We start from the raw sequence: 25,826 nt of genomic DNA on the forward strand, positions 1-25,826 counted from the left end.
GTGGACCGAAGGTCCGTTCGCTGTGCCCTGCACCTGAAGCGGGACAACCCGATTGTCGACGACCACCGGGTGCACGGGGTGCGCACCCTGCCGGGTGTCACCTTCCTCGACATCGTCTACCGGCTGCTCGCCGCCCGCGACGTCCCCCTGGACCGCACCGAGTTGAGCGACGTGCTGTTCGTCGAGCCGGTGGTCACCACGGACTCGTTCGACCGTGAGCTGACCGTCGACATCACACCCGACGGCGCCGTCTTCCGGGTGACGGCGACCAGCCGCCGGATCCGCGACGGAGTGCCCGTCGACGACGGCGTGACCACCCACCTCCGGGCCACCCTGCGCACGGACCTGCCCCCGCTGGCCGGCGCCCCCGGACCCCAGCCGTCCGGCACGCCGCGGGACGTCGGCGAGGTCTACGCCACCGGCCGGTCGGCCGGCATCGAGCACCGGGCGTTCATGCGCTGCGCGGGAACCCTGCGGGCCACGGCGGACCGGGTGCGTGCCGAGATCGCGCTCGGTGACGAGGCACGGAGCACGGTGGGCGACTTCCTGCTGCACCCGGCCCTGCTCGACGGCTCGACCATGCAGTCGTACGCGCTCGCTTTCGACGGCGCGGACGCGGACGGGCGCCCCCTCATACCCCTGCACATCGGCTCCTTCCGCGCCGCCCGCACCCTCGGGGACGCCTGCACCGTCGACCTGCGCATGCACCCGGCGGGGGAAGGCGCCGGTGACGACGTGGTGAAGGCCGACATCGAACTGCGCGACGGGTCGGGCGCGCCGGCCGCCCGGTTCACGGACCTGACCTTCAAGCGGGTCCGCTCCGCCGCGGCGATCACCCGGCTCGCCGTCGAGCGGACGGAGCCGGCCCCGCGCGCCGCGGCCCCGGCCGGCCCCGCGCAACCGGAGGGCCCCGCGGCCCCGGCCAGCGCCGATGCCGGACCGGTGGACATCCGGGCCGAGGTGGTCGAGCTGGTCCGCCGGGCGGTCGGCAACCCCGCACTGGTGGTGGAGGGCGACCGGGGCTTCTACGACCTCGGCCTGGACTCCTCCCAACTCCTCACCCTCGTAAGACTGTTCGAGGAGCACTGGGACATCACGCTCTACCCGACCCTGCTGTTCGAGTACCCGACCGTCGACGCGGTCGCCGCCCACCTCACCGGACTGCTGCCCGCCGAACGGCCCGCCGGCCCGGCCACCCCCGCCCCGGCGGCGGCCACCCCCGCCCGGACCCACTGCCTGACCGGCCTGTGGCAGGCGGCACCGCGCCCCCTCGCACCGGCCGCCGGACCCCTTCTGGTCATCGGCGACCAGCGGGTGCGGACCGACCAGATCACCGTCCGGCGCGGTCCCGCCTTCCGCCGGATCGCCCCCCGCACCTACGAGCTGCGCCCCTTTGAGACCGGGGACCTGAGGCTGCTCCTGGCCGACCTCGCCGACCTCGGCACGGCCCCGGAAGCGGTCCTGCACGTCGCGGACCATGACACCGCCGACCTCCCCGAGGCCGTACGGTCCGCCTGCGGCGAGGTGCTCGCCCTCGCCCAGGCCCTCACCGACCGTCCGGTCCCCGTCGTGCACGCGGGCCCGGCCCCCGTCGCCGCCGCCGTGGCCGGACTGGCCCGCACGGTGCGCCTGGAGCAGCCGCGCCTGGCGATCACCGCCGTCGAGTGCGAGGGCCCCGCCGATCCGGACGCCCTGCTCGCGGAGTTCGCGGACCACGGGGAGCCCTGGGTACGGCACACCCCCGGCGGCCGCCACGTCCGCCGCTACCGCGACGCCGACCCCGGCCCCGCCGTGCCCCTCCGGCCCGGAGGCGTCTACCTGATCACCGGCGGCGCGGGCGGCATCGGCCGGGAACTCGCCGCCCGGATGGCCGCGCGCGGAGCCACTGCCGTCCTCGTGGGACGCACACCGCGCCCGGGAGCGGAGGGCCCCTACGTCCGCGCCGACATCACGGTGCCCGCCGAGGTCGACGCCCTGATCGGCGGCATCCTCGAACGGCACGGCCGGCTGGACGGCGTCGTCCACGCGGCCGGCGTCCTGCGCGACGGCCTGTTCACCACCAAGCCCGCCACGGACCTGGCGGCGGTCCTCGCGCCCAAGGTGCGCGGAGCCGTGCTGCTGGACGAGGCGACCCGCCACCTGGACCTCGACTTCTTCGCCCTCTTCTCCTCGGTGACCGGTGTCGCCGGCAACGCGGGGCAGAGCGACTACGCGGCCGCGAACGCCTTCCTGGACGCCTACGCCCGCGACCGCGGACTGCTCTCCCTCGCCTGGCCGCTGTGGGCCGAGGGCGGCATGCGCACGGACGCCGCCGCCGAGGCCCTGTTCGCCCGGCAGGGCCAGGCCCCGCTGCCGACCACGGCCGGCCTGGACGTGTTCGAGCGGGCCCTCGCCCTGTCCGGCACCGAGCTGGTCGTGCTCCACGGAGACCCGGAACGGGCCCGCGAAGCCCTGGGCCTCACCCCCGCCGACGCCGTCCCCACCGGCACCACCCCCACCGAGGCCCCTGCCGCCCCGCGGCCCGGGGTGAACCACGGCGCACCGCAGGACGAGGACCGGGACATCGCAGTGATCGGCGTCGCCGGCCGCTACCCCATGGCCGAGGACCTCGACCGGTTCTGGAGCAACCTGAGCGCCGGGCGGGACTGCGTCACCGAGATCCCGGCGGAACGCTGGACCTCGGACGGGTTCTACCGGCCCGACCGCACGCCCGGACACTCGTACAGCAAGTGGGGCGGATTCCTGGAGGGAATCGACGAGTTCGACCCCGGCTTCTTCCGGATCACCCCGCGCGAGGCCGCGGGGATGGACCCGCAGGAGCGGCTGTTCCTCCAGACCTCCTGGCACGCCCTGGAGTCCGCGGGCCTCACCCGCGCCGACGTGGCCGGCCGCATGGTGGGCGTCTTCGCCGGAGTGATGTTCAACCAGTACCAGATGCTCGGCCTGGGCGCCGAGGACCGGCTGCCCGTACTGCCGACCTCCTTCTCCTCCGCCGTCGCCAACCGCGTCTCCGCCTTCCTCGACCTGCGCGGCCCCAGCCTGGCCCTCGACACCATGTGCTCCTCGTCCCTGACCGCACTGCACCTCGCCTGCGAGAGCCTGCGGTCCGGGGACAGCGAGCTGGCGCTGGCGGGCGGCGTGAACCTGATCGTCCACCCGTACAAGTACCTGCACCTGAGCCAGGTCGGATTCGTCTCCTCCGACGGCCGGTGCCGCGCCTTCGGCGCCGGCGGGGACGGCTACGTACCCGGCGAGGGCGTCGGGGTCGTCGTGCTCAAGCCGCTCGCCCGCGCCCTGGAGGACGGCGACCGGGTCCTCGCGGTGATCAAGGGCAGCGCCGTCAACCACGGCGGGCGCGCCGGGGGCTTCTTCGTCCCGAACCCCGCGGCCCAGGCCGACGTGGTGCGCCGGGCCCTCGGCAGGGCCGGCGTGGACCCCGCCTCCGTCGGCTACATCGAGGCGCACGGCACCGGCACCTCCCTCGGCGACCCCATCGAGATCACGGCCCTCTCCCAGGCCTACGGCGACGCGCGGAGCCGGCTCGGATCGGTGAAGTCCGGCATCGGACACCTGGAGTCGGCCGCGGGCATCGCCGGGCTCACCAAGATCCTCCTTCAGCTCCGCCACCGCACCCTGGTCCCCTCCCTGCACGCCGACCCGGCCAACACGAGCATCGACTGGGACACCGCGGGCCTGCGCGTCCAGCGCGAGAGCGAGCCGTGGCCCGCCGGAGCCGCCGGCGGCCCGCGCCGCGCCGGAATCAGCGCGTTCGGCGCGGGCGGGTCCAACGCCCACGTCATCGTCGAGGAGTTCCAGCAGCAGACGCCGGCCACCGAGGGCCCCGCCACCCCCGGACCGCAGGTGGTACTGCTCTCCGCCCGCACCCCGCAGGCGCTGCGCGAGCTCGCCGAGCGGTACGCGGAGCCGACGGCGGGCGACCCGCTCGACGCGCTGGCCGACGTGGCCGAAGCGGCCGGTCTCGCCGGCGCCGACCCGGAGGCCGAGCTCGACGAACTCGGCCTGGACGTCGCCGACCTGCGCAGGCTCGCGCGGGTCCTCGCCGACCGGTTCCCGGGACGGGCCCCGCACGTCGACGCCCGCTCCACCCTCGCCGGTCTCGCCGAGGCCGTCTCGGCGGGCGCCGGACCGGAGGCCGCGCTGGCCGACATCGCGTACACCACGCAGATCGGCCGGGAGCCGCTGGAGGAGCGGCTCGCCGTGGTCGCCTCCGACACGGCCGGACTTCGTACCGCCCTCCACGCCTTCCTCGCCGGCTCGCCGGCGCCGGGCCTCCACCGGGGCACCGTCACCGGGCAGCGCCCCGCCGGCGCCCCGCCTGCCGCGGACCCGCTCCCGGCCGACCCGTCCGCGTGGGCGGCCGGCTGGGCGGAGGGCGCGGCACCCGACTGGCGCGCCCTGCACCGCGACCGGCGGCCCCGCAAGGTGGAGCTGCCGCAGTACCCGTTCGCCCGCGTGCGGTGCTGGGTCGACGTACCGGCCCCCCGGCAGAGCGCCCTTCCGTCCGCCGGGGCCGCTGCCGAGCCCCGCGCCGAGACACTCCCGCTGGACGTCCCCACCTGGGAGGCCGTCCCGGCGCCCACCGCGACGCCGGCCCCGGACGGTGCGGTCGTGGTGCTCCACGCCCCCGCCCGCGCGGACCTGGCCCGCGAACTGGCCGCCCGCCACGAGGACGCCGTTCTCGCCGAACTGGGCACACCGCTGCGGGTGACACCCCGTCTGGTCTACGTCCTGACCGGGCCCACCGACACCACCGTGGACGAGGTCGCGCGCGTCGCGCGCGCCGAGGCCGCGGGCGTGAAGGCACTCGCCCCGTACGCCCGGGCCTGGTCCCGTGCGCACACCCTGGACTGGGTGATCGTCACCACCGGCGCCGCCGCCCCGCCCGGACGCTCCGTCACCGACCCCTACGCCGCCGGGATCACCGGCTTCGCCCGGGTCATGGAGAACGAGCACCGTGGCTGGTCCGTCGCCTGCGTCGACCTCGACCCCGCCCACGCGTCCGCCGCCCTCCTGGCGCCCGAGCCCCGGGGAACCCGCGTCGCGTACACCGGAACCGTCCGCCACGCCCAGGTCCTGCGCCCCGCCCCGGCCGCCGCCGGGCCCGTCCCGCTGCGCCGCGGCGGCACCTACGTGATCGTCGGAGGCGCCCGGGGCATCGGCCTGGCCATCGCCCGCCGCCTCGTCGAGGACTGGGACGCCCACGTGGTGCTCGTCGGCCGCAGCGAGCTCGCCGACCCCGACCTCGGGGACCGGATCCGCTACGCCCGCGCCGATGCCACCGACCCGGGCCGGCTGGCGGCCGTACTCGACGAGGCGGGCCCGGTGCACGGCGTCGTCCACGCGGCCCTGGTGCGGCGCGACCGGCTGGTACGTGACCTCACGGACACGGACCTCGCACAGAGCCTGGCCGCCAAGTCCGGCGTCGCCGCGGCCCTGACCGACGCCCTGCGCGGACGGAACCCGGACTTCCTGGTGTTCTTCTCCTCCGCCCAGTCCTTCCTCGGCGACCCCGGCCTGGCCAACTACGCCGCCGGCTCCACCTTCCTCGACGCCTACGCCCATGCGCTCGACGCCCGCCTGCCCTACCCGGTGCGCGCCGTCGACTGGGGCTTCTGGGGCACCGTCGGGGCGGTGGCCGACGACACCCACCGGGACCGCCTGACCGCGGCCGGCTTCCGGTCCATCACACCCCGGGCGGGCTTCGCCGCGCTCGTCGAGACGCTCCGGCGGCCGGCGCCCCAGAGCGTCGTCGTGCCCGGCACCGAGGCCCTGCGCGCGCGCATGGCAGCGAACAGGAAAACGGAGAGCACCGACGTGACGCCCACCAGCGGGCGGCCGAACGCCGCCGACCTGCGCGTGGTGGAGGACTTCCACGCGCTCGACCGACAGATGACCCGCATCGCGGGCGGGGCCCTGCTCGCCCTGCTCGACGACCTGGGAACCTGGCACGGACCCGACCCCGACGCGGACGAGGTCCTGCGCCGGGTGGGCGTCACCCCCCGGTACGAACGCCTGCTGCGCACCGTGCTCGACGCGCTCGTGGAGGGCGGCCTGCTCACGGCCGACGCCGGACGCCTGCGCCCGACCCCGCACGCCCTGGCCGGCGCCCGTGCCGGCGGACACCTCGGACAGCTCGCCGCCCTCGCCGACGCGCACCCCGAGTCCGCCGTCTTCGTACGGCTGCTGGCCCTGTGCCTGGAGCGTTACCCGGAGCTGCTCCGGGGCGAACTCCTCGCCACCGACCTGCTGTTCCCCTCCTCCGGCACCTCGCTCATGGAACGCGTGTACCGCGGCAATCCCATCAGCGACCTCTACAACGGCCTGCTCACCCGCCGCCTCGTCGCGTACGTGGAGGAACGCCTCGCCGGCCTGCCCGCCGGCGCCACCGTGCGCATCCTGGAGGTCGGATCGGGCACCGGCGGCACCTCCGCCGGACTCCTGAGCGCCCTCGCACCGTACGGCGGCCGACTCGAGTACTGGTACACGGACCTTTCGGTGACCTTCCTCGCCCACGGCAGGCAGGAGTTCGGCGCCCGGTACCCCTTCCTCCGGTTCAAGCGCCTCGACCTGGACACCGACCCCGTCGGCCAGGGTTTCGACGAGGGCGGCTTCGACCTCGTGGTCGGCGCCAACGTCCTCCACGCCACCTCGGACGTCGGCCGTGCCCTGCGCCACCTGCGACGGGTCCTGCGCACCGGAGGCGAACTGCTCCTCAACGAGCTGACGACGGTCACCCTCTCCGGCACGCTCACCTACGGGCTGTTCGACGGCTGGTGGGCCCACGGTGACACCGGCCTGCGCCTGCCCGGCTCCCCGCTGCTGGACGTTCCCGGCTGGACCGGAGTGCTCGGCGAGGCCGGGTACGACGCGGTGACGGCCTCACCGGACTCCGCCCGGACCACCCGCAACTTCCAGCACGTCCTGGTGGCCAGGGCGGCGGCCGGCATCACCGCACCCGCCGGCACGCGGGCGACGGGGACCACGCAGTCCACCGGAACCGCCCCGGCCACAGCAGCCGAACAGGCCGCAGGGGTCGTCACGGCCGCCTTCACCGACACGCTGCTGGACCTGACCTCGGACGCCGCCGGCATCCCCGTCGGCGAACTCGACCTCGACCGGCAGATCGGGGACTACGGCTTCGACTCGGTCAGTTACAGCCTCCTCGCCAGCCGGCTCAACGAGACCTTCGACCTGGACGTGACGCCCGCGCTCTTCTACGAGACCCCCACCCTGCGGGCCCTCGCCGACCGCCTCGCACGCGACCACCGCAGGACGCTGCCCGCCGCCGCGCCGCCCGCCGCCCGGGCCCCGGAGGACCGGCCCACCACGACCTCGGCCGCGCACCCCGCCGGCCCGGAGGCGATCGCCGTCATCGGCATGAGCGGACGGATGCCCGGCAGCGCCGACCTCGGCGAGTTCTGGGACCACCTGGTGGAGGGGGACGACCTGGTCACCGACGTCCCCGCGGACCGCTGGGACCGCGACGCGCTCCCGGAGGGCGTACACGCGAGCCGCGGCGGCTTCGTCCACGACGTCGACCGCTTCGACCCCCTCTTCTTCGGCATCTCCCCGCACGAGGCCGAGGGCATGGACCCCCAGCAGCGGCTGGTGCTGGAAGGGGTCTGGACGGCACTGGAGGACGCCGGCCTGGCGCCGGGCAGCCTCGCGGGAACCGACGTAGGACTGTTCGTCGGGGCGGGATCGAGCGACTACGACGAGATCCGCGAGGCCGCAGGCCTGCAGGTCGACGCGCACGCCGCCACCGCCACCGCCCACTCCATCCTGGCCAACCGGGTCTCCTACCAGCTCGACCTGCACGGGCCGAGCGAACCGGTCAACACCGGCTGCTCCAGCTCCCTGGTCGCCATCCACCGGGCCGCCGAGTCCATCCGCTCGGGCGAGTGCGACATCGCCGTGGCCGGCGGGATCAACCTGGTGCTGTCCCCGCACAACCACGTCCTCCTCAGCAGCACGGGCATGCTGAGCCCGACCGGACGGTGCTGGACCTTCGACGCCCGCGCGGACGGCTTCGTGCGCGGCGAGGGCTACGGCTTCGTGGTGCTGGCCCGCGCCGAGCGGGCCCGGGGCCGTCAGGTCCGGGCCTGGCTGCGCGGCAGCGCCGTCAACCACGGGGGCCGGGCCCGGTCCCTGACCGCCCCCAACCCGGCCGCCCAGGCGGCGATGATCGTCCGGGCCCACGAGCGTGCCGGAACCGACCCGGCCACCCTGGGGTACCTGGAGACGCACGGCACCGGCACGGAGCTCGGCGACCCGGTGGAGATCAACGGCCTGCGGCTGGCCTTCGACGAACTGCTGAGCCGCCGGGGCACGCCCCCGCCGGCCGAGCCGTACTGCGCCATCGGCGCGGTCAAGGCCAACATCGGCCACCTGGAATCCGCCGCCGGCGCCGCCGGTGTGATCAAGGTGCTCCTCGCGATGGAGCACGGCGTGCAGCCGCCGCTGGCCGGACTGCGGGAACAGAACCCGCACCTGCGCCTCGACGGCAGCCCCTTCGAGCTGCTCCGTTCGGCGCGGGCCTGGCCGCCGCCGGCCGCCGGGCCGCGCCGCGCGGGCGTCAGCTCCTTCGGCTACGGAGGCGTCAACGCCCACGTCGTCCTGGAGGAGGCCGGAGCCGCGCCCGAGGCGCGGCGGCCGCACGGGCCCTGGGTGTTCCCGCTGTCCGCCCGCACCCCGCAGGCCCTGCGCCGGTACGCGACCGCACTGCTCGCGGCCGTCGAACGGGCCGACCGGACACCGGAACTGGCCGACGTGGCCCACACCCTCCAGCACGGCCGCGACGCCATGGCCGAGCGGCTCGCGGTCACCGCCGCCGACCGGTCCACGCTCGTCGCCGCCCTGAAGGCCGCCGCCGACGGCGCCGACCACCCCGCACTGGCCCGGCCCGCGGGCGGGGCGGACGCCGACCGCTGGGTGGCCGGAGAGGCGGTCGACTGGCCGGCGGGCGGGGTCTCGATCCCGCTGCCCACCTACCCGTTCGAACGCCGCCGCTGCTGGGTCGCCCCCGCGGCGCCCGCCGGTCCGGGGGCGGACGCCGACCGGGCGAACGCCGCCCCGGCGGCAGCGGCCCCGGTTCCGGCAAGCACGGCCCCGGCGAGCACGGCCCCCGCGTCGGCGCCTGCGGTCCCGGTACCGGTTTCGGCAGGTGCGTACGCCCTACGCCGGCAGCCCGTCGCCGACGTGGCCCTGCGCGGCCCGGTCACCGGCCCGGTCTGGGTGCTCGGCCCCGCCGAGCTGCCGGGGGCCGAGGTCCACCGGATCGGCGCGGCGCCGCTGGAGTCCCTGCCGACCCCCGTCGCGGTCCACGCCGTGGTAGAGGGCGAGCGCGGGGTCCTCGACCTCTTCCGGATCGTCCACCACCTCCAGGCGCGCCCCGGAGCGGGCGGCGAGCTGGCGCTGACCGTCGTGACCCGCGCCGCGACCGACCCGGCGTCGGCCGCGGCCCTGGGCCTCGCCCGGTCGGTGCGCAGCGAGTGCGAGCGCTGGCGGGTGGCCACCGTCGACATCGGCGCCGAGGACCCGACGGCGGTCCCCGTCGCCGCCCCCGGTGACTACGCCTTGCACGCCGGCCGTTGGTACCGCGAGGTGCTCCGGCCCGTCGACGCGACCGCCGGGGCCGCGCCCGTCCTGCGCGAGGGCGGTACGTACGTGATCGTCGGCGGGACCGGCGACGTCGGTCTGGACATCGCCGAGCAGCTCGTACGGCGCCACCGCGCCCGGGTCGTCCTCGTCGGGCGCTCCGCGCCGGACGGGGACCGGGCGGCCCGGATCAGGGCCCTCGACCCCTCGGGCACCCGGGTGGAGGTCCACCGGGCGGACGCCTGCGAACCGGGCCGGCTGCGCGCCGTGCTCGACCGGGTGGGCGTCGTCCACGGCGTCCTGCATTCGGTGACCGTGCCGAGCGACCGGTCGCTGGCGGCCATGGACGAGGAGTGGTTCCTGCGCGGCATGGCGGCGAAGAGCCGCACCACCGAGGCCCTCGCCGAGGCGCTGGGCGACCGGCGGCCGGACTTCCTGGCGCTGTTCTCCTCGGTGCAGTCCTTCCTCGGCAACCCCGGCCAGGCGGCCTACGCGGCCGGGTGCACCGCCCAGGACGCCATCGGCCGCGCGCTCGCCGCGCGGCTCCCCTACCCCGTCCGCGTCGTGAACTGGGGCGCCTGGGCCGGCTCGGCCCTCACCGAGCGGCACCGGGGCCGGCTGGCCGCGGCAGGGGTCCACCCGCTCTCGCCGGAGGCGGGATTCGAAGCGCTGAGCCGGGTGCTCGGCCGACAGGAGGTTCAGGTGGCAGTGGTCTCGGGCACGGACGAGTTCCTCGGCCGGATCGGTGTCCCGGCGGCCGGCGCGGACGTACGGCAGCAGCCCGCGACCGCGACCGCGACCGCGGTCTCGTCCGAGGCCGGGTCCTCCTGGCGCGCCGCAGCGGCCGACGAGATTCTGGCCGTCCTGCGCGAGGTGGCCGGCATCCGGCCCGAGGAACTCGCGCCGGACGACCTGCTCAGCCGGTTCGGCTTCGACTCGATCACGTACACGAGGCTGAGCTCGCGGATGAACGCGCGCTGGGACCTCGACCTGACCCCGGCCACCTTCTTCGGCGTGGCCACCGCCGACGACCTGATCGGCAAGATCCTCCAGCACCACGGAGCCGCTCTCGCGGCGCACGGGAGCGCGGACGCAGCGCCCGGGGCCACGGCATCCGACGGATCCGTGGCATCCGACGACGCCCCGGCGCCCGACCGGGCCCCGGCAGCCGAGCCGCCCCGCGCGTCCGAACCGGCCCGCGCGCAGGCCGTGGCCGCAGAGTCCCTCCCGGCCGCCTCCGTTCGGGCCGCCGCCCCGGCGCCCGTCACCGGCGAGCCCGTCGCCGTCGCCATCGTCGGCATGGCCGGGATGCTCCCCGGCTCGAACGACCTGGACGAGTTCTGGGAGCACCTGACGGCGGGCGACGACCTCGTCGACGAGATCCCGGCCGACCGCTGGGACTGGCGCCGCCTGCACGGGGAACCGACGCCCGGCGAGTTCCGCACCACGGCGAAGTGGGGAGGGTTCCTGCCCCGGGTCGACCTGTTCGACCCGCAGTTCTTCGGCATCTCCCCCCACGAGGCCGTGGCGATGGACCCGCAGCACCGGCTCGTGCTGGAGGCGGCCTGGAGCGCGATCGAGAACGCCGGCATCCGGCCGTCCGCGCTCGCCGGCACCGACACGGGCGTCTTCATCGGCAGCAGCACCTACGACTACTTCGAACTCCAGCACGCCCTGGGCGTCCCGCTCGACGGCTACAGCACGGTGGGCAGGGCCCACGCGATCATGTCCAACCGGGTGTCGTACCTGCTGGACCTGCACGGCCCCAGCGAGACCATCGACACAGCCTGCTCCTCCTCGCTCGTCGCCGTCCACCGGGCGGCCGAGGCGATCCGCGGCGGCGACTGCGAGGTCGCGCTGGCGGGCGGCGTGAACGTCATCGCCTCCCCGACGCTGTTCGTGGACATGAGCCAGGCCGACATGCTGAGCCCGGACGGCCGCTGCCGTACCTTCGACGCGCGCGCCAACGGCATCGTCCGTGCCGAGGGCGTGGGCGTGGTGGTGCTCAAGCGCCTCGAAACGGCGATCGCCGACGGCGACGTCATCCACGCCGTCCTGCGGGGCAGCGCCGTCAACCACGGAGGCCGCACCAACTCGCTGACCGCCCCGAACCCGGACGCGCAGGCCGCCTGCATCGTCAAGGCCCACCGCCGCGCCGGTGTGGACCCGCGGACCGTCGGCTACGTCGAGACGCACGGCACCGGCACCGAACTCGGCGACCCCGTCGAGGTCGAGGGCCTGAAGTCGGCCTTCGGGGAGCTGTACGCCGATCACGGCGCGGCACCCGGGCGGCCGCACGTGGTGCTGGGCGCGGTGAAGACCAACACCGGCCACCTGGAGGCGGCCGCGGGCGTCACGGGCCTGATCAAGGCGCTGCTCGCGATGCGCCACGGGTCGATCCCCGGCAACGTCCACCTGGAGAAGCTCAACCCGCACCTGCGTCTCGACGGCAGCCCGTTGCGCCTGCCGTCCGGGAACGAGCCCTGGAACCGGGGCCGCACGGCCGACGGGGCCGAGGCACCGCTGAGGGCGGGAGTGAGCTCCTTCGGCCTCGGCGGGGTCAACGCGCACCTGGTGGTGGAGGAGTACCGGGAGGCGCAGGTGCTCCCGACGGCGGGGGAGCGGCTGTTCGTCCTGTCGGCGAAGACCCCGGAGCGGCTGCGCGACTACGCCGCGCGCCTGGCCCGTTGGGCCGCGGACCACGAGGACGTGGACCCGGCGGCCCTGGCCCACACGCTGAGCACCGGCCGGGAAGCCTTCCCCGAGCGTCTCGCGGTCGTCGCCGACTCGCCGCGAGCGCTGGTGGCCGCCCTGGAGGCGTGGCAGGCCGGCGGACCGGTCCCGGGCGTCTTCGCCGGGGACGGCAAGGACGCCACCACCGCCCTGCTGCTGGACGGCCCCGAGGGCGGCCGGTACCTGCGGGCCGTGGTGGACGCGGGCCGGCTGGACAAGGTCGCCCGGCTGTGGGTCGGGGGCGCCCCGATCGACTGGGCGGAGCTGTGGCCGGGAACGGCGCCCCGGCGGGTGCCCGCACCGACCTACCCCTTCGCCCGGGAGAGCTACTGGCTCACGCCCGGAGCCCGCTTCGACGCCCTCCAGGCGGCCGAGTCGGGCCTGGTCGCCGACGCCGCGGCCGACACCGCGGCCGACACCGCGGCCGAGGCCGCGCCACAGACCCGTACCGGATCGGAGACCGCGACCGCAGTCGTGGCTGCGGCGCGAACAGCCGCCGACGTGGGGACACCTGACCCCGCTCGGCCGGCCGAGGCCGGGGCTCCCGCCGGAGACGACGCCGAGGGTGCCGTCCGTACGCACGTACGCGGGCTCCTCGCGGCGCACCTGGGCATGCGGCCCGAGCGCCTGCCCCTGGACCGGGCGCTGTCGGACGCGGGAGTGGACTCGCTGGGCCTGCGCCGGCTGAGCCGTCGCCTCGGCGCGGACTACCGGGTGGAGGTGCCGACCCGGATGTTCGGGGTGGCCCAGACGGTACGGGCGGTGGCCCGGGCCGTGTTCGAGGCGTACGGGCCACTGCCCGCGCCCCAGGAGCAGATACCGCAGCAGACACAGCAGCAGCAGACACAGCAGCAGACCCGAAGGCTGACGCAGGACCGGGAGCCGGGCCCCGCCCCCGCCGCCGCACCGGCCGCGGACCAGGTGGCCGCTCTGCTGGCCGGGCTGCGCGACGGAACCGTCCGCGTGGACGACGCGCTGGCCGTACTCGAGGGAGGGGCGGGCCGATGAGCACCGACCTGCGTGAACTGCTGGCGGCGATCGCCGCCGGCAAGCTGTCCGACGAAGTGGCCGAACTGCTGGTACGGGGCCTGGTCGACCCGACCGCACCGGCCGCCGCACCCGCCCCGGCCCCGCCGGCGGCCGCCGTCCCGAAGGCGCCCTCCGGGCCGTACCCGCTCAGCCGCGGGCAGGCCGCGCTGTGGGCCCTGCACGCCGACGATCCGCAGACCGTCTCCTACAACCTGCCGCTGGGCCTGTGGCTCGGGCAGGACGTGGAGGAGGACCGGCTCGTCGAGGCGCTGGCCGCGATGGTGCACAGGCACCCGGAACTGGGCGTCTCCGTACGCCTGGACGCCACGGGGCCGGTACAGGAGGTCACCGGCCGCGCCCCGGAGGTCGCCCGCCTGGACCTCGGCCACGTGACCGACGGGGAGTTCGCCGCCCGCGTGCGCAATCTGGTGCGCCGCCCGTTCGACCTGGAGCAGGACCCGCTGTACCGGATGTGGCTCGTCGCCGCCCCCGGCGGCGCCACCCTGCTGCTCCTGGTGTTCCACCACCTGATCACCGACGGGGTCTCCAGCCACCTGCTGCTGCGCGACATCGTCGCCTGCCACGACGCGCTCGCCGGGGGACGGGAGCTGCCGCCGGTCGAACACGCCGCCTCCTACGCCGAGTTCGTGGAGTGGCAGCGGACCATGCTCGCCGCCCCCGAGACGCAGGAGCACCGGAGCTGGTGGCTCGACCGGCTGACCGGTGCTTCCACGGCGCCGGTCCTGGACGCGCTCGCCGATCGCCGGCGCACCGGATCCGCCTCGCACACCGGCGGCGAGATGGTGCAGTTGCGGCTCCCGCACTCCACCTGGGCGGCCGTCCAGGACACCGCCCGTGCGGGCGGGCTGACGCCCTTCAGTGTTGTGCTCGGCGCGTTCCTCGCGCTGCTGCACCGCCACTCGGGGCACCGCGACCTCAGCGTGATGGTGCCGACCGACGGCCGTCCCGCGCAGCGCTTCGACCGCACCGTCGGCTACCTGATCAACCCGGTGGTCCTGCGTGTGGACTGCGACCCCGGCCACAGCTTCGGCGAGCTCACGGCCGCCGTCGGAGCCCGGATGGCGGAGGCCGAGGAGCACAGCGCGTACCCCTTCGCCTCCGTCGTCGACGACCTGCGCCGGGCGACCGGCACCGCGGCCGGCTTCGACATCGGCTTCTACATGCAGCAGGGAGTCGGCGGCGACCAGGACATGGCGGCCGGTCAGACCGTCTTCCGCGACGCGCTCGACCTGACCCAGGAAGGCGAGAACGACCTCGTCGCCGAGGTGGTCGTGCGCGACACCGGCGTGCTCCTTTACCTCAAGTACGACCCGGAGCGCTTCGACCGCTCCACCGTCGAGCGGCTGGCCGAGCACTACCGGCTGCTGCTGGACACGGTGACGGCCGACCCCTCCGTACGCCTCGGGGACCTCGACCCCGCCACCCCCGCCGAACGGCGCACGGTCGAGCGGGCCAACGCCACGCGCACCGAACGGCCGCGCGACGTCACCGCCGCCGACCTGGTGCTCGCCCGCGCCCGCCGCGCCCCCGGGCGCACCGCCCTCGTCGACGCGACCGGCTCGCTGACCTACGGGGAACTCGCCGGACAGGTGCACGCCCTCACCCGGATCCTCACCGAGCACGGTGTACGCCGGGGCGACGTCGTGGGCGTCCTCGTCGCCCGCCGGGCCGCGCTGGTCGTCTCCCTGCTCGCCGTCCAGGCCGCGGGGGCCGCCTACGTCCCCCTCGACCCGGAGTTCCCGGCGGCCCGGCTTGCCCACATCACCGCCGACGCGGCACCGGCCGCCGTGATCGTCGATCCGCACCTGGCCGACCGGCTGCCCGAGGACGCACCCGGCGTGCGGGTCCCCCTGACCGGCCTGGAGCCCGAGGCGCAGACCGTCGCCCCGGTCGCCCGCCGCGACGACGACCTCGCGTACGTCCTCTACACCTCCGGATCCACGGGCGAGCCCAAGGGCGTAGAGGTCTGCCACGGCAACCTGGTCAACCTGCTGGCCGCGACGGCCGAGCGGCCCGGCTGCTCCGAGGACGACATCCTGCTGGCGGTGACCACCGCCGGGTTCGACATCTCGGGTCTGGAACTGCTGCTCCCGCTGACCCGGGGCGCCACCGTCCACATCGCGTCCGAGGACGTGGTCCGGGACGGGTTCGCGCTGGCCGACCTCATCGGCGTAGCCGGCGCGACGGTCGTCCAGGCCACCCCGGCCACCTGGGAGATGCTGCTGCACGTCGGCTGGACCGGACGCGTGCGCAGGCTGCTGTGCGGCGGGGAGGCGCTCACCGCCGAACTCGCCGACCGGCTGCTGGACCGGTGCGACGAGCTGTGGAACATGTACGGGCCGACCGAGACGACCATCTGGTCCTCCGCCCAGCGGATCCGGCGGGGCGGACCCGTCACCGTGGGCACCCCGCTCGCCAACACCACCTTCCGCACCGCCGGTCCCGACGGCGCCCCCGTGCCCTTCGGCGCGGTCGGCGAACTGCTCATCGGCGGCGACGGCGTCGCCCGCGGCTACCGGGGCAAGCCGGAGCTGACCGCCGAACGCTTCGTGCACGACCCGGCGACCGGGGAACGGCTCTACCGCACGGGCGATCTCGCCCGCTGGTCGGCCGACGGGGACATGGTGCTGCTCGGGCGCGCCGACCGGCAGGTCAAGCTGCGCGGCCACCGCATCGAACTCGGCGAGATCGAGGCCGCCGTCCGGCGCGCCGGAGCGGCTGGTGCCGCCGACGGCATCGGCGACGTCCGGGTGGCCGTACGCGAGGACCTGCCCGGGCAGCCGCGTCTGGTGGCCTTCGTCCTGGCCGCCCCGGAGGCTGCGGAGGCCGCGGTCGGGGGGATCCGGGCCTGGCTGCCCGCGTACATGGTCCCCTCCCGCACGGTCGCGCTCGCGCGCTTCCCCCTGACCCCCAACGCCAAGGTGGACACCGGTCCGCTGATGCGCCTGCCGATCGAGGAACTCGTACACCGCTTCGGACACGGGGACCGCCCCGCCGAACGGGACGGGGAAGCGGACCGGCGGCCCCGGCCGGCCGGGAACGGAGACCTCGCGGAGCGGCTGCGCCACAGCGCGGCGGCCGTCGCCGGGCTGCCCGTGGAGGAGATCCCGCTCGACCGGCCGCTGGGCGAGGTGGGCTTCGACTCGATCGGCTTCACCCGCCTCGCGGTGGCGCTGCGCGAGCGGTTCGGCGTCACGGTGCGCCCGACCGTCTTCTACGCACGCCCGGACCTCACCTCGCTGGCCGCCCACCTGAGCGCGGCCCACCCCGAGGCGTTCGCCACGGCGGACCGCCGGACCGCCTCCCGGACCACGTCCGAGCCGGTGGCCGCGGCGGCCCCCGCGCAGCCCGGATTCGCGCCGGTGGCCGTCGTGGGCATCGGCGGACGGCTGCCCTCCTCCTCGGGCCTGGAGGAGTTCTGGCAGCACCTCGCCGCCGGACGCGACCTCACCCGGCCGTACCCCATGGAGCGGGGCTTCTCCGCACGGGTGTTCCCGCAGGGCCTGCGCGGCTCCTTCGTCGAGGACGTGGACGCCTTCGACGCGGCGCTCTTCCGCATCTCCCCCCGGGAAGCGGCGCAGATGGACCCCCAGCAGCGCCTGCTGCTGCACGCCGCGCACGAGGCCGTGCTCGATTCCGGCCAGGTCCCGGGCGCGCTCGCCGGCAGCCGCACGGGGGTGTTCGTCGGACTCAGCGGCACGGACTACCTGAGCCTGCTCGGCCCCGGCTCACCGGAGATGGGCGACCACTTCCTGATCGGCAACGTCCCCTCGATCGCGGCCAACCGCATCTCCTACGTGTTCGACCTGCACGGCCCCAGCGCCGTTTTCGACACGGCCTGCTCCAGCTCGCTCGTCGCCGTGCACCGCGCGGCCCGCGCCCTCCAGCAGGGGGACTGCGACATGGCCCTGGCCGGCGGAGCCAACCTCCTGCTGTCCCCGCACGGGTTCACCGGCCTGCGGCGCGCCGGGATGCTCAGCCCCGACGGCCGCTGCAAGACCTTCGACGAGCGCGCGGACGGCTACGGCAGGGGCGAGGGCGTCGTGCTCCTCGCCCTCAAACGCCTCGACCGGGCCCTGGCCGACGGAGACCCGGTGCACGGCGTGCTGATCGGCTCGGCGGAGAACCACGGCGGGCACACCCACTCGCTCACGGTCCCCAACCCGCAGGCGCAGCGCGACGTCGTGCTCGCCGCACACCGGTCGGCCGGGGTCGCGCCCGACACGATCGACTACATCGAGGCGCACGGCACGGGGACCCCGCTCGGCGACCCGATCGAGATCGACGCCCTCAAGGAGGCGTTCGGCCGACTGTACGCCGACTGGGGGATCCCGGTGGTTCCGGGACGCACCGGCCTCGGGTCGGTCAAGACGAACATCGGCCATCTGGAGGCCGCGGCGGGCGTCGCCGGCGTCGTGAAGGTCCTGCTGGCGATGCGTCACCGCACGCTTCCCGGCCTGGTGGACCTGCGGACGCCGAATCCGATGCTCGACCTCGACGGCAGTCCGTTCCGGATCCAGGCCGCCGCACAGACATGGGAAACACGCGAGGGGACGCCTGCCCGGGTCGGCGTCAGCTCGTTCGGTATGGGAGGCAGCAACGTGCACGTGGTAGTCGAAGAGGCGGGACAGCGTTGATGAGCGGCACCACCGAGGACAGGACCGCCCGACTGGTCCTCCTGTCCGCCGACGGCCCCGAACAGCTCGACCGGTACCGGGCCGAGCTGTGCACCTGGCTCGACGAGCACCCGTCGGCCTCCCTGGACGGCATCGCGCACACCCTGCGCGTCGGCCGGGAACCCCTGCGCGAGCGCATCGCCCTGGTCGTCGGGAGCGTCGCCGAACTGGCCGCGCGCCTGCGCGACGGGGAAGGCCTCGTGACCGGCACCGCGACGGCCGGCGCCGCCGCGGCCTCCGGCGGCGGGGCCGCGCCCGCGGCCACCGGCGATCCGGCAGAGGCCGCCCGCCTGTGGGTCACCGGCCGGGACGTCGTCCTGCCCGAGCCCTCCGGCGACCGCCCCGCCCGTCTCTCCCTGCCCCTGCCGCCCCGGCCGACCCGCCGCTACTGGATCAAGCCGCCCGCCGCCCTGGCCGACGGCCCCGGCGAACGGCTGCTGACCGGCGAGGAGTTCTACCTGCGCGACCACGCCCTGGGCCGGATCCGGATCCTGCCCGCCGTGGCAGCCCTGGAGTTCGCGGTGGCCGCGGCCGAACAGCAGGGCCACGGCCGCGCCACCGGCATCGTCAACGTGCTGTGGGCCCGCCCCGTGCTCGTCGAGGACGAGCCGGCCCGCGTGCGCCTGCACCTCGCGCCCACGGCCGACGGGGTCTCCTACGAGGTCCGGCTCACCGACGGCGGCGCCGAAGGCGCGCTCTGCTCCGCCGGCACCCTCCGCTTCGGCCCTCGTCCCGAGGCACCGCGCCTCGACCTGGACGCGATCCGGGCCCGGCTGCCGCGTACGGCCACCGCCGAGGAGTGCTACGAGGTCTTCCGCGTGCTCGGCGGCGGCTACGGGCCCAGCCTCCAGGGGCTGCGCTCGGTGCAGTCCGCGCCCGGCGAGGTCCTCGCGCACGTCGCCGTACCCGCGGCGGCGGACCTTCCCTTCTCCGACTTCGCCCTTCACCCCTCCCTGCTCGACGCGATGCTCCAGGCCTGCCTGTGGACCGACGAGGCCCCCTCGGCCCCGCGCGCCCGCGAACTGCCCTTCTCCCTGGACGAGGTCGAGATCTTTGGACCGCTCCCCGAACAGGGCCACGTGCACGCCGTGCGGACCCCGGCCGGCCACGACATCGCCCTCGCCGACGACCAGGGCCGGGTCCGCGTGCGGCTGCGGGCCGTCGTCACCCGGCCGGTCGACGGCGCCGCCCGCCTCGACGGCACCATCGGCGCCCACCTGCTCGCACAGCGCTGGCAGGACGCCCCCGCGCCGGCCGCCGGCCGGACCGTGCGCACCCTCCTGCTCGGCGAGGAGACCTTCACCGGAGCCGAACGCACCACCGAGGACTCCGTCTTCCCCTGCGACGGGGAACTCCTCCTCGTCCACACCGCGGGCGGTGACCCGCTGCCCGCCCTCACCGGGCTGTACCGGTCCTGGGCGGCCCAGCCCACCCGCCACCCGGTGCGCGTCCTGCACGTGTTCCGCACGTCCGGCGGGGTCGAGGACGCGCGCGCCGAGGCCCTGGACGGGTTCGCCCGGGCCCTCGCCAACGAGGACCCGCAGTTCCTCGTCTCCGCGGTCGACGCGGGCACGGCGGGCCTCGCCGCCACCGTCGAGTCCGAGGCGCGCGCCGCCCACGAGTTCCGCGTCCGCTACACAGCCGCCGGCCGGCAGGTGCCGCGCTGGGAGCCCGTGGCCCCCGACCCGGCGCCGCTCGCCCCGCGCGGCACCGTGCTGGTGACCGGCGGCGCGGGCGCCCTCGGCCGCCGGCTCGTCGCCCACCTGGGAGGCGACGCCCGCTACGTCCTGACGGGCCGTTCGGCGCAGGCCGACCTCACGGAGTTGCGCTCCGCCGGTCTCGACGTCCACTACGTACCCGCCGACCTGGGCGTTCCCGGCGCCGCCGGGGACCTCGTCGAGCGGATCCACGGCTCCTTCGGGCCGCTCCACGGGGTCCTGCACCTCGCCGGAACCACCCGTGACGCCCTGCTGATCGGCAAGAGCGACCAGCAGAGCGCGGCCGTGCTCGGCCCCAAGGTCCGCGGCACCGTGGAGCTGGACCGGGCCACCGCCGGCGACCCGCTGGACTTCTTCATCTCCTTCTCCTCCATGTCAGGGGCCGCGGGAAGCCCCGGCCAGACCGACTACGCCTACGCGAACCGCTTCCTGGACGCGTTCACGGCCTGGCGCCGGGGCAGCGGCCGGCCCGGCCGCAGCCTCTCCGTGCTCTGGTCGCTGTGGGCCGACGGGGGCATACGCGTCGACGCCGACGAGGCCTCGGCGGCCCGGATGGCCCGTCAGGTCGGACTGGTGGCCATGCCCACCGACGCCGGACTGGAGGCCTTCGACCGGGCTCTGGGCCACGGCGGCGACCACGTCCTGGTGGCGCACGGCAACCTGGCGCGCCTGCGCGAGGTACTGAACGCGCCGGCGCCCTCGGCCCCCTCCGTCCCCGCCCCGCGCGCCGTCCCGTCCGTCCCGTCCGTCCCGTCCGTCCCGACGGCGGAGCCGACGGCGCCGTCCGCCGACGCGGCCGAGGAGTTCCTGCGCGGGGTGCTCGCCGAGGTCTTCGAGTTCCCGGCCGAGGAGATGGAGGCCGACGCGCCGTTCGAGCGGTTCGGCATCGACTCACTGCTGATCATGGACCTGACCCGCCGCCTGGAGGACCACTTCGGATCCCTGCCGAAGACCCTGTTCTTCGAGTACCAGGACCTGCGCTCCCTCGCCGGCTGGTTCACCGAGCACCACGGCTCCCGCCTCGCGGAACTGGCACCCGCGCCCGAACCGGTGACCGTGCCGGCACCCCGGGCGGACGGGGCTCCGGAGCCGGTGGCCGCCGCCCCTGCCGTGCTCCCGGGAGCCGCCGAGGCCCCCGCCCACGCCCCCTCCGGGCCCGTGCCCATCGCCATCGTCGGCGTTGCCGCCCGCTTCGCCGAATCGGACACCCTCGACCAGTTCTGGGACCACCTTCAGGCGGGCCGGGACCTGATCACCGAGATCCCGGCGGACCGATGGGACTGGCGGGACTACGACCAGGCCACCCCCGCCGACCGGGCGGCCCGCTACAGCCGCTGGGGCAGCTTCCTGCGCGGCGTCGACATGTTCGACCCGCTCTTCTTCGGCGTCTCGCCCCGCGAGGCGGAGATCGTCGACCCCCAGGAACGGCTGTTCCTCCAGACCGCCTGGCACGCCATGGAGAACGCCGGACGCACCCGCGCGGACCTGCGCTCCCACCGCGTCGGCGTGTACGTCGGCGCGATGTACGGGCTCTACCAGCTTCACGAGGCCGAGGACGGCCGGATCGGCGCCTCCTCGCACGCCTCCATCGCCAACCGCGTCTCCTACACCCTCGGCCTCACCGGCCCCAGCCTGGGCGTGGACACGATGTGCTCCTCCTCGCTGACGGCCATTCACCTGGCCGTGCGCGACCTGCGCGCCGGGGACACCGACCTGGCCGTCGCGGGCGGGGTCAACCTGCACGTCCACCCGTACAAGTACCGCTTCCTCGGCCAGGGCAGCTTCACCTCCAGCGACGGCCGCTGCCGCAGCTTCGGCGCGGACGGCGACGGCTACGTCCCCGGCGAGGGCGTCGGCGCGGTGCTGCTCCGGCCGCTCGCGGACGCCGTCCGGGACGGCGACCACATCCACGGCGTCATCCTCGGGACCAGCGTCAACCACGGCGGCCGCACCAACGGCTTCACCGTGCCCAACCCCGTCGCCCAGGGCGACCTCGTCGCACAGGCGCTCGGCGAGGCGGGCGTGGACCCGGCCACCCTCGGCTACCTGGAGGCGCACGGAACCGGCACCGCCCTCGGCGACCCCGTCGAGATCCGCGGACTCGCCCGCGCCTTGGCCGAGGCCGGACTGCCCCCGCGCAGCCTGCCGATCGGCTCGGTCAAGTCCAACGTCGGCCACCTCGAATCGGCCTCCGGCATGGCCGGGCTGTGCAAGGTGCTGCTCCAGATGCGGCACGGCCGGCTCGTGCCCTCGCTGCACGCGGACCCGCTCAACCCGAACATCGACTTCGACTCGACCCCGCTGCACGTGCAGCGCGACCTCGCCCCGTGGCCCCGGCCCGACGGCGCCCCCCGGCGCGCAGGCCTCAGCTCCTTCGGCGCGGGCGGGGCCAACGCCCACCTCGTCGTGGAGGAGTACGTCGCCCCGCCGGCCGCCGGACAGGAGCCCGGCCCGTACCTGTTCCCGCTCTCCACCCGGGTGCCCGAACGGCTCCCGGTGCTCGCCGCCGAACTGGCAGACGCCCTGGAACGCGGCCTGGCGGACGGATCGTCACCCCACCTCGCCGACGTGGCGTTCACCCTCCAGCAGGGGCGCGAGGAGTGGGCGGACCGCATGGTCGTCCTGGCCTCCACCGTCACCGAGCTGGTGGCCCGGCTGCGCGGGGACGACCCGACGGGAGTCTGGACCGGCAGCGCCCGCGGCCGCGCCGCCTCCCGCGCCGCCGCACCCACGAGCAGCGACCCGGCGTCGATCGGCGCCGCCTGGGTCGCCGGAGCCCCGGTCACGTGGCCCGCGGGGAACGGCAGCCGCGTGCCGCTGCCGGGCTACCCCTTCGAGGAACTCCGCTGCTGGCTCACCGACACCATCTGGTCGCCGCCCGTACCGGCCGCACGAGCGGCCGAGCGCACCGCAGCGGGTCCGGTGCACCCGCTGCTCGACGCGATCGACCCGGCCGAGAGCCTGGACGGCCTGACCTACCGGACCGTCTTCGACCCCGAGCACCCCTACATCGGCGGCCACCGGCTCGGCGAGACGCGTCTGCTGCCCGCCGCCGCCGTCCTGGAGATGGCCCGTGCCGCCGCCGGGGCAGCCGGGGCGGGGGAGCGGCTGCGGCTGTCGAACGTCCGCTGGCTGCGGCCCTTCGTCGTGGCCGGCGCCGAGCGCACGGCCAGGACACGGCTGCGCAGCGGCGACAACGGCATGCGCTTCGACCTGCGCGACGACAGCGGCGAACTCCTCGCCGAGGGCCGGGTGGAGCCCCTGTCCGCGCCCGCCGGGGAGACCCTGGACATCGACGCCGTACGGGCCCGCCTCGGCAGCCGCCACGAAGGCGCCGGCCTCTACGCCGACCTCACGGCGGCGGGATTGTTCTACGGCCCCGCCCTGCGGGCCGTCGAATCGATCACCGCGGGCGACGGAGAGGCGCTCGTACGCCTGCGGATCCCCGCCGAAGCCGCCCGCTTCGCCGGCTCCGCCCTCCACCCCTCAGTGGTCGACGGCGCCCTGCACGCCTTCGCCGTCCTCCGAGACCGGGACAACGGCCCCGCGATGGTGCCGTACGCCCTCACCGCGGCCGAAGTCCACGCCCCGGTGACGGACCTCGGGTACGCCCACGTCCGCACCGTCGGCACCGACCGCTACGACCTCACCCTGACCGACTCCGAGGGGAACATCCGCGTGCGACTGCGCGACCTGTCGCTGAGGCCCGCGCCCGGCGTCGCCCAGGCCCGGCCGGCCGGATCCCCCGCCGCAGCGGCCGTCTCTGCCGCGGCGGCGGCCGCCGCGGACGACCTGATGTTCGTACCGCGCTGGACCGAGCTGTCCGGCCCGGCCCCGGAACCGCTCCCCGACGGGGCCACCACCTGGCTCGTGAGCGCACCGGACTCGGCACCGCTGGCGGCCGCCCTGCGCGCCCGCCTCGGCGGCGCCGTCGTCGAACTGGACCACGACCGCGTCGCCACCGCGACCGGCCGGCCCGACCACGTGATCCTCCTCGCCCCCCGCGCCGGGGGCGCGACCGACGACACCGCCGCGCTCGAAGCGGCCCAGGAACGCGGTGTCCTCGCCCTGTTCCGGCTCGCCAAGGTCCTCCAGCGGACCCGCTCGGCCGTCCGCCTCACCGTGGTCACCGAGGACGCCCTCACCACGGCGGACGAACCCGTCGCCAACCCGTACGCGGCCGGCCTGCACGGCCTGGCCCTGTCGCTGGCCCAGGAACACCCCCGCTGGCAGGTCGCCGTCGTCGACCGCTCCTCCGCCGACGCGCCCGCCGCGGACGTCCTCGACGCCCCCGCCGGCGGCCCCTACGCACTGCGCCGGGGCGTGCTCCACCACCGCCGACTCGCCCCGGTCGCCATCACGCCGCCGCAGGAGCGGATCCGCCGGGACGGCACCTACCTGATCCTCGGCGGGGCCGGGGGCATCGGCCTGGAACTCACCGAATGGCTGGTGCGCGGCTACCGGGCGAAGGTCGTCCTCCTCGGCCGCAGCGAACTGGACGCCGACCGCCGCGCACGGCTGCGCGCCATCGACCCGGACGGCACCCTCGTCTCCTACCGCAGGGCCGACGCGACCGACCCCGCCGCGCTGCGGGAGGCCGTCGAGTGGACCAGGAGCACCCACGGCGCCCTGCACGGCGTCTTCCACGCCACGATCGTCCTGCGCGACCAGACCGTCGCCACCATGACGGAGGAGACCTTCCGCTCCGTCCTCGACGCCAAGGCGCACACCTCGGTCGCCCTGCACGCCGCCCTGAGAGGCGTGGGCGGCCTGGACTTCGTCCTCTTCTTCTCCTCGGCGGTCGCCCTGTCCGGCAGCGCAGGCCAGGGCAACTACGCGGCCGGATCCACCTTCGAGGACGCCTTCGCCCACCACCTCGACTGGATGCTCGGGGCCCGGGTGGCCGTCATCAACTGGGGCTACTGGGGAACCGTCGGCATCGTCGCCGACGAGCGCTACCGCGAGCGGCTCGCCGCCACCGGCATCCACTCGATCACCCCGGAGGAGGGGATGGCCGCCGTGCACGCGGTGCTCGGACGCGAGGACCGGCAGGTCGTCGTGGTCAAGGCCGACGCGGCCGCACTCGCCGCGGTCGGCGCCCAGCCGCGTCGGGCCGCCGGGCAACCGGCCGGCCCGGAGACGACGCCGTCCGACCCGGGGACGCCCTCCGACGACGTGTCCCTGGTGCCGTCGCTGGCCCAGCTCCCCCCGGTCGCCCGGCTGCTCACCGAGGCCGACGACGCCCGCCTGACCGAGGTCATGTGCGACTGGCTGTGGACGCTCTTCCAGCGTGAAGGGGTGTACCTCGGCGACGCCGAGAGCTGGCAGCCCGACGCGCTCGCCGAGCGGCTCGGCGTCGTCCCCGCGCAGCGTAGGCTCTTCGCCGAGCTCCTGCGCCAGCTGACCGAGGGCGGCTTCCTCGACGACCGGGGCGGAGCACTCGTCCCCGCCGGACGCCGGGCCGCCGAGGACCCCGAGGCAGACCTGGTCGAGCTGTGCGAGCGCAAGCCCGCGCTCAACCGCTTCGACCGGCTGCTGCGCCCCTGCATGCAGAACCTCTTCGGCGTGCTGCGCGGCACCGTCCGCGCCACCGACGTGATGTTCCCCGGCGGCTCCAGCGCCCTCGTCGAGGGCGCCTACCGGGGCAGCCCGGTCGTCGACCGCGCCAACGAACTCGTCGTGGGAGCCGTCCGGGACCTGCTGTCACGCCACGAGGGCCCGCTCACCGTCATCGAAATCGGCGCGGGCACCGGCGGCACCACCGCGAGCGTCCTCCCCGCCCTCGCAGCCTCGGGCACGGAGGTGACGTACGTCTACACGGACATCTCCCGCGCCTTCCTGCGGCACGGGGAGCAGCGGTTCGCCGAGGCGCACCCGTACGTCAGCTTCCAGCGGCTCGACATCTCCGCGGACCCCGAGACCCAGGGCTTCACCCCGGGCAGCGCGGACCTGGTCGTGGCGGCCAACGTCCTGCACGCGACCGCCGACCTGCTCGCCACCCTGCGCGCGGTGACCCGGCTGCTCAAGCCCG

At 75.6% G+C, this 25,826-nt stretch carries 3 protein-coding genes (1 of these 3 cut by a window edge); all 3 read left to right on the forward strand.

Annotated features, from left to right (window positions below; all coding sequences use genetic code 11):
• Tightly spaced (each overlapping or abutting the next), the 3 genes in view from ACIPXC_RS27315 to ACIPXC_RS27325 form a layout consistent with a single transcriptional unit that may run on beyond the window.
• A complete protein-coding gene (locus ACIPXC_RS27315) occupies nucleotides 1-13,359 on the forward strand; it encodes an SDR family NAD(P)-dependent oxidoreductase (RefSeq protein ID WP_401623474.1) in 13,359 nt (4,452 codons plus the stop codon).
• Nucleotides 13,356-18,038 carry an amino acid adenylation domain-containing protein gene (locus ACIPXC_RS27320; RefSeq protein ID WP_401623476.1) on the forward strand — a complete coding sequence of 1,561 codons (4,683 nt, stop codon included), beginning with the start codon at nucleotides 13,356-13,358 and terminating at the stop codon, nucleotides 18,036-18,038. Before ACIPXC_RS27315 ends, ACIPXC_RS27320 begins: the two co-directional genes overlap by 4 nt.
• Nucleotides 18,038-25,826 carry the start of an SDR family NAD(P)-dependent oxidoreductase gene (locus tag ACIPXC_RS27325; protein ID WP_401623478.1) on the forward strand. 11,777 nt of this gene lie beyond the right edge of the window, so only the first 7,789 of its 19,566 coding nucleotides appear in the window; its start codon is at nucleotides 18,038-18,040; its stop codon lies beyond the right edge, outside the window. Before ACIPXC_RS27320 ends, ACIPXC_RS27325 begins: the two co-directional genes overlap by 1 nt.

The organism is Streptomyces sp. NPDC090021 (genome assembly GCF_044748225.1).
In the GTDB taxonomy this organism is placed as follows: domain Bacteria; phylum Actinomycetota; class Actinomycetes; order Streptomycetales; family Streptomycetaceae; genus Streptomyces.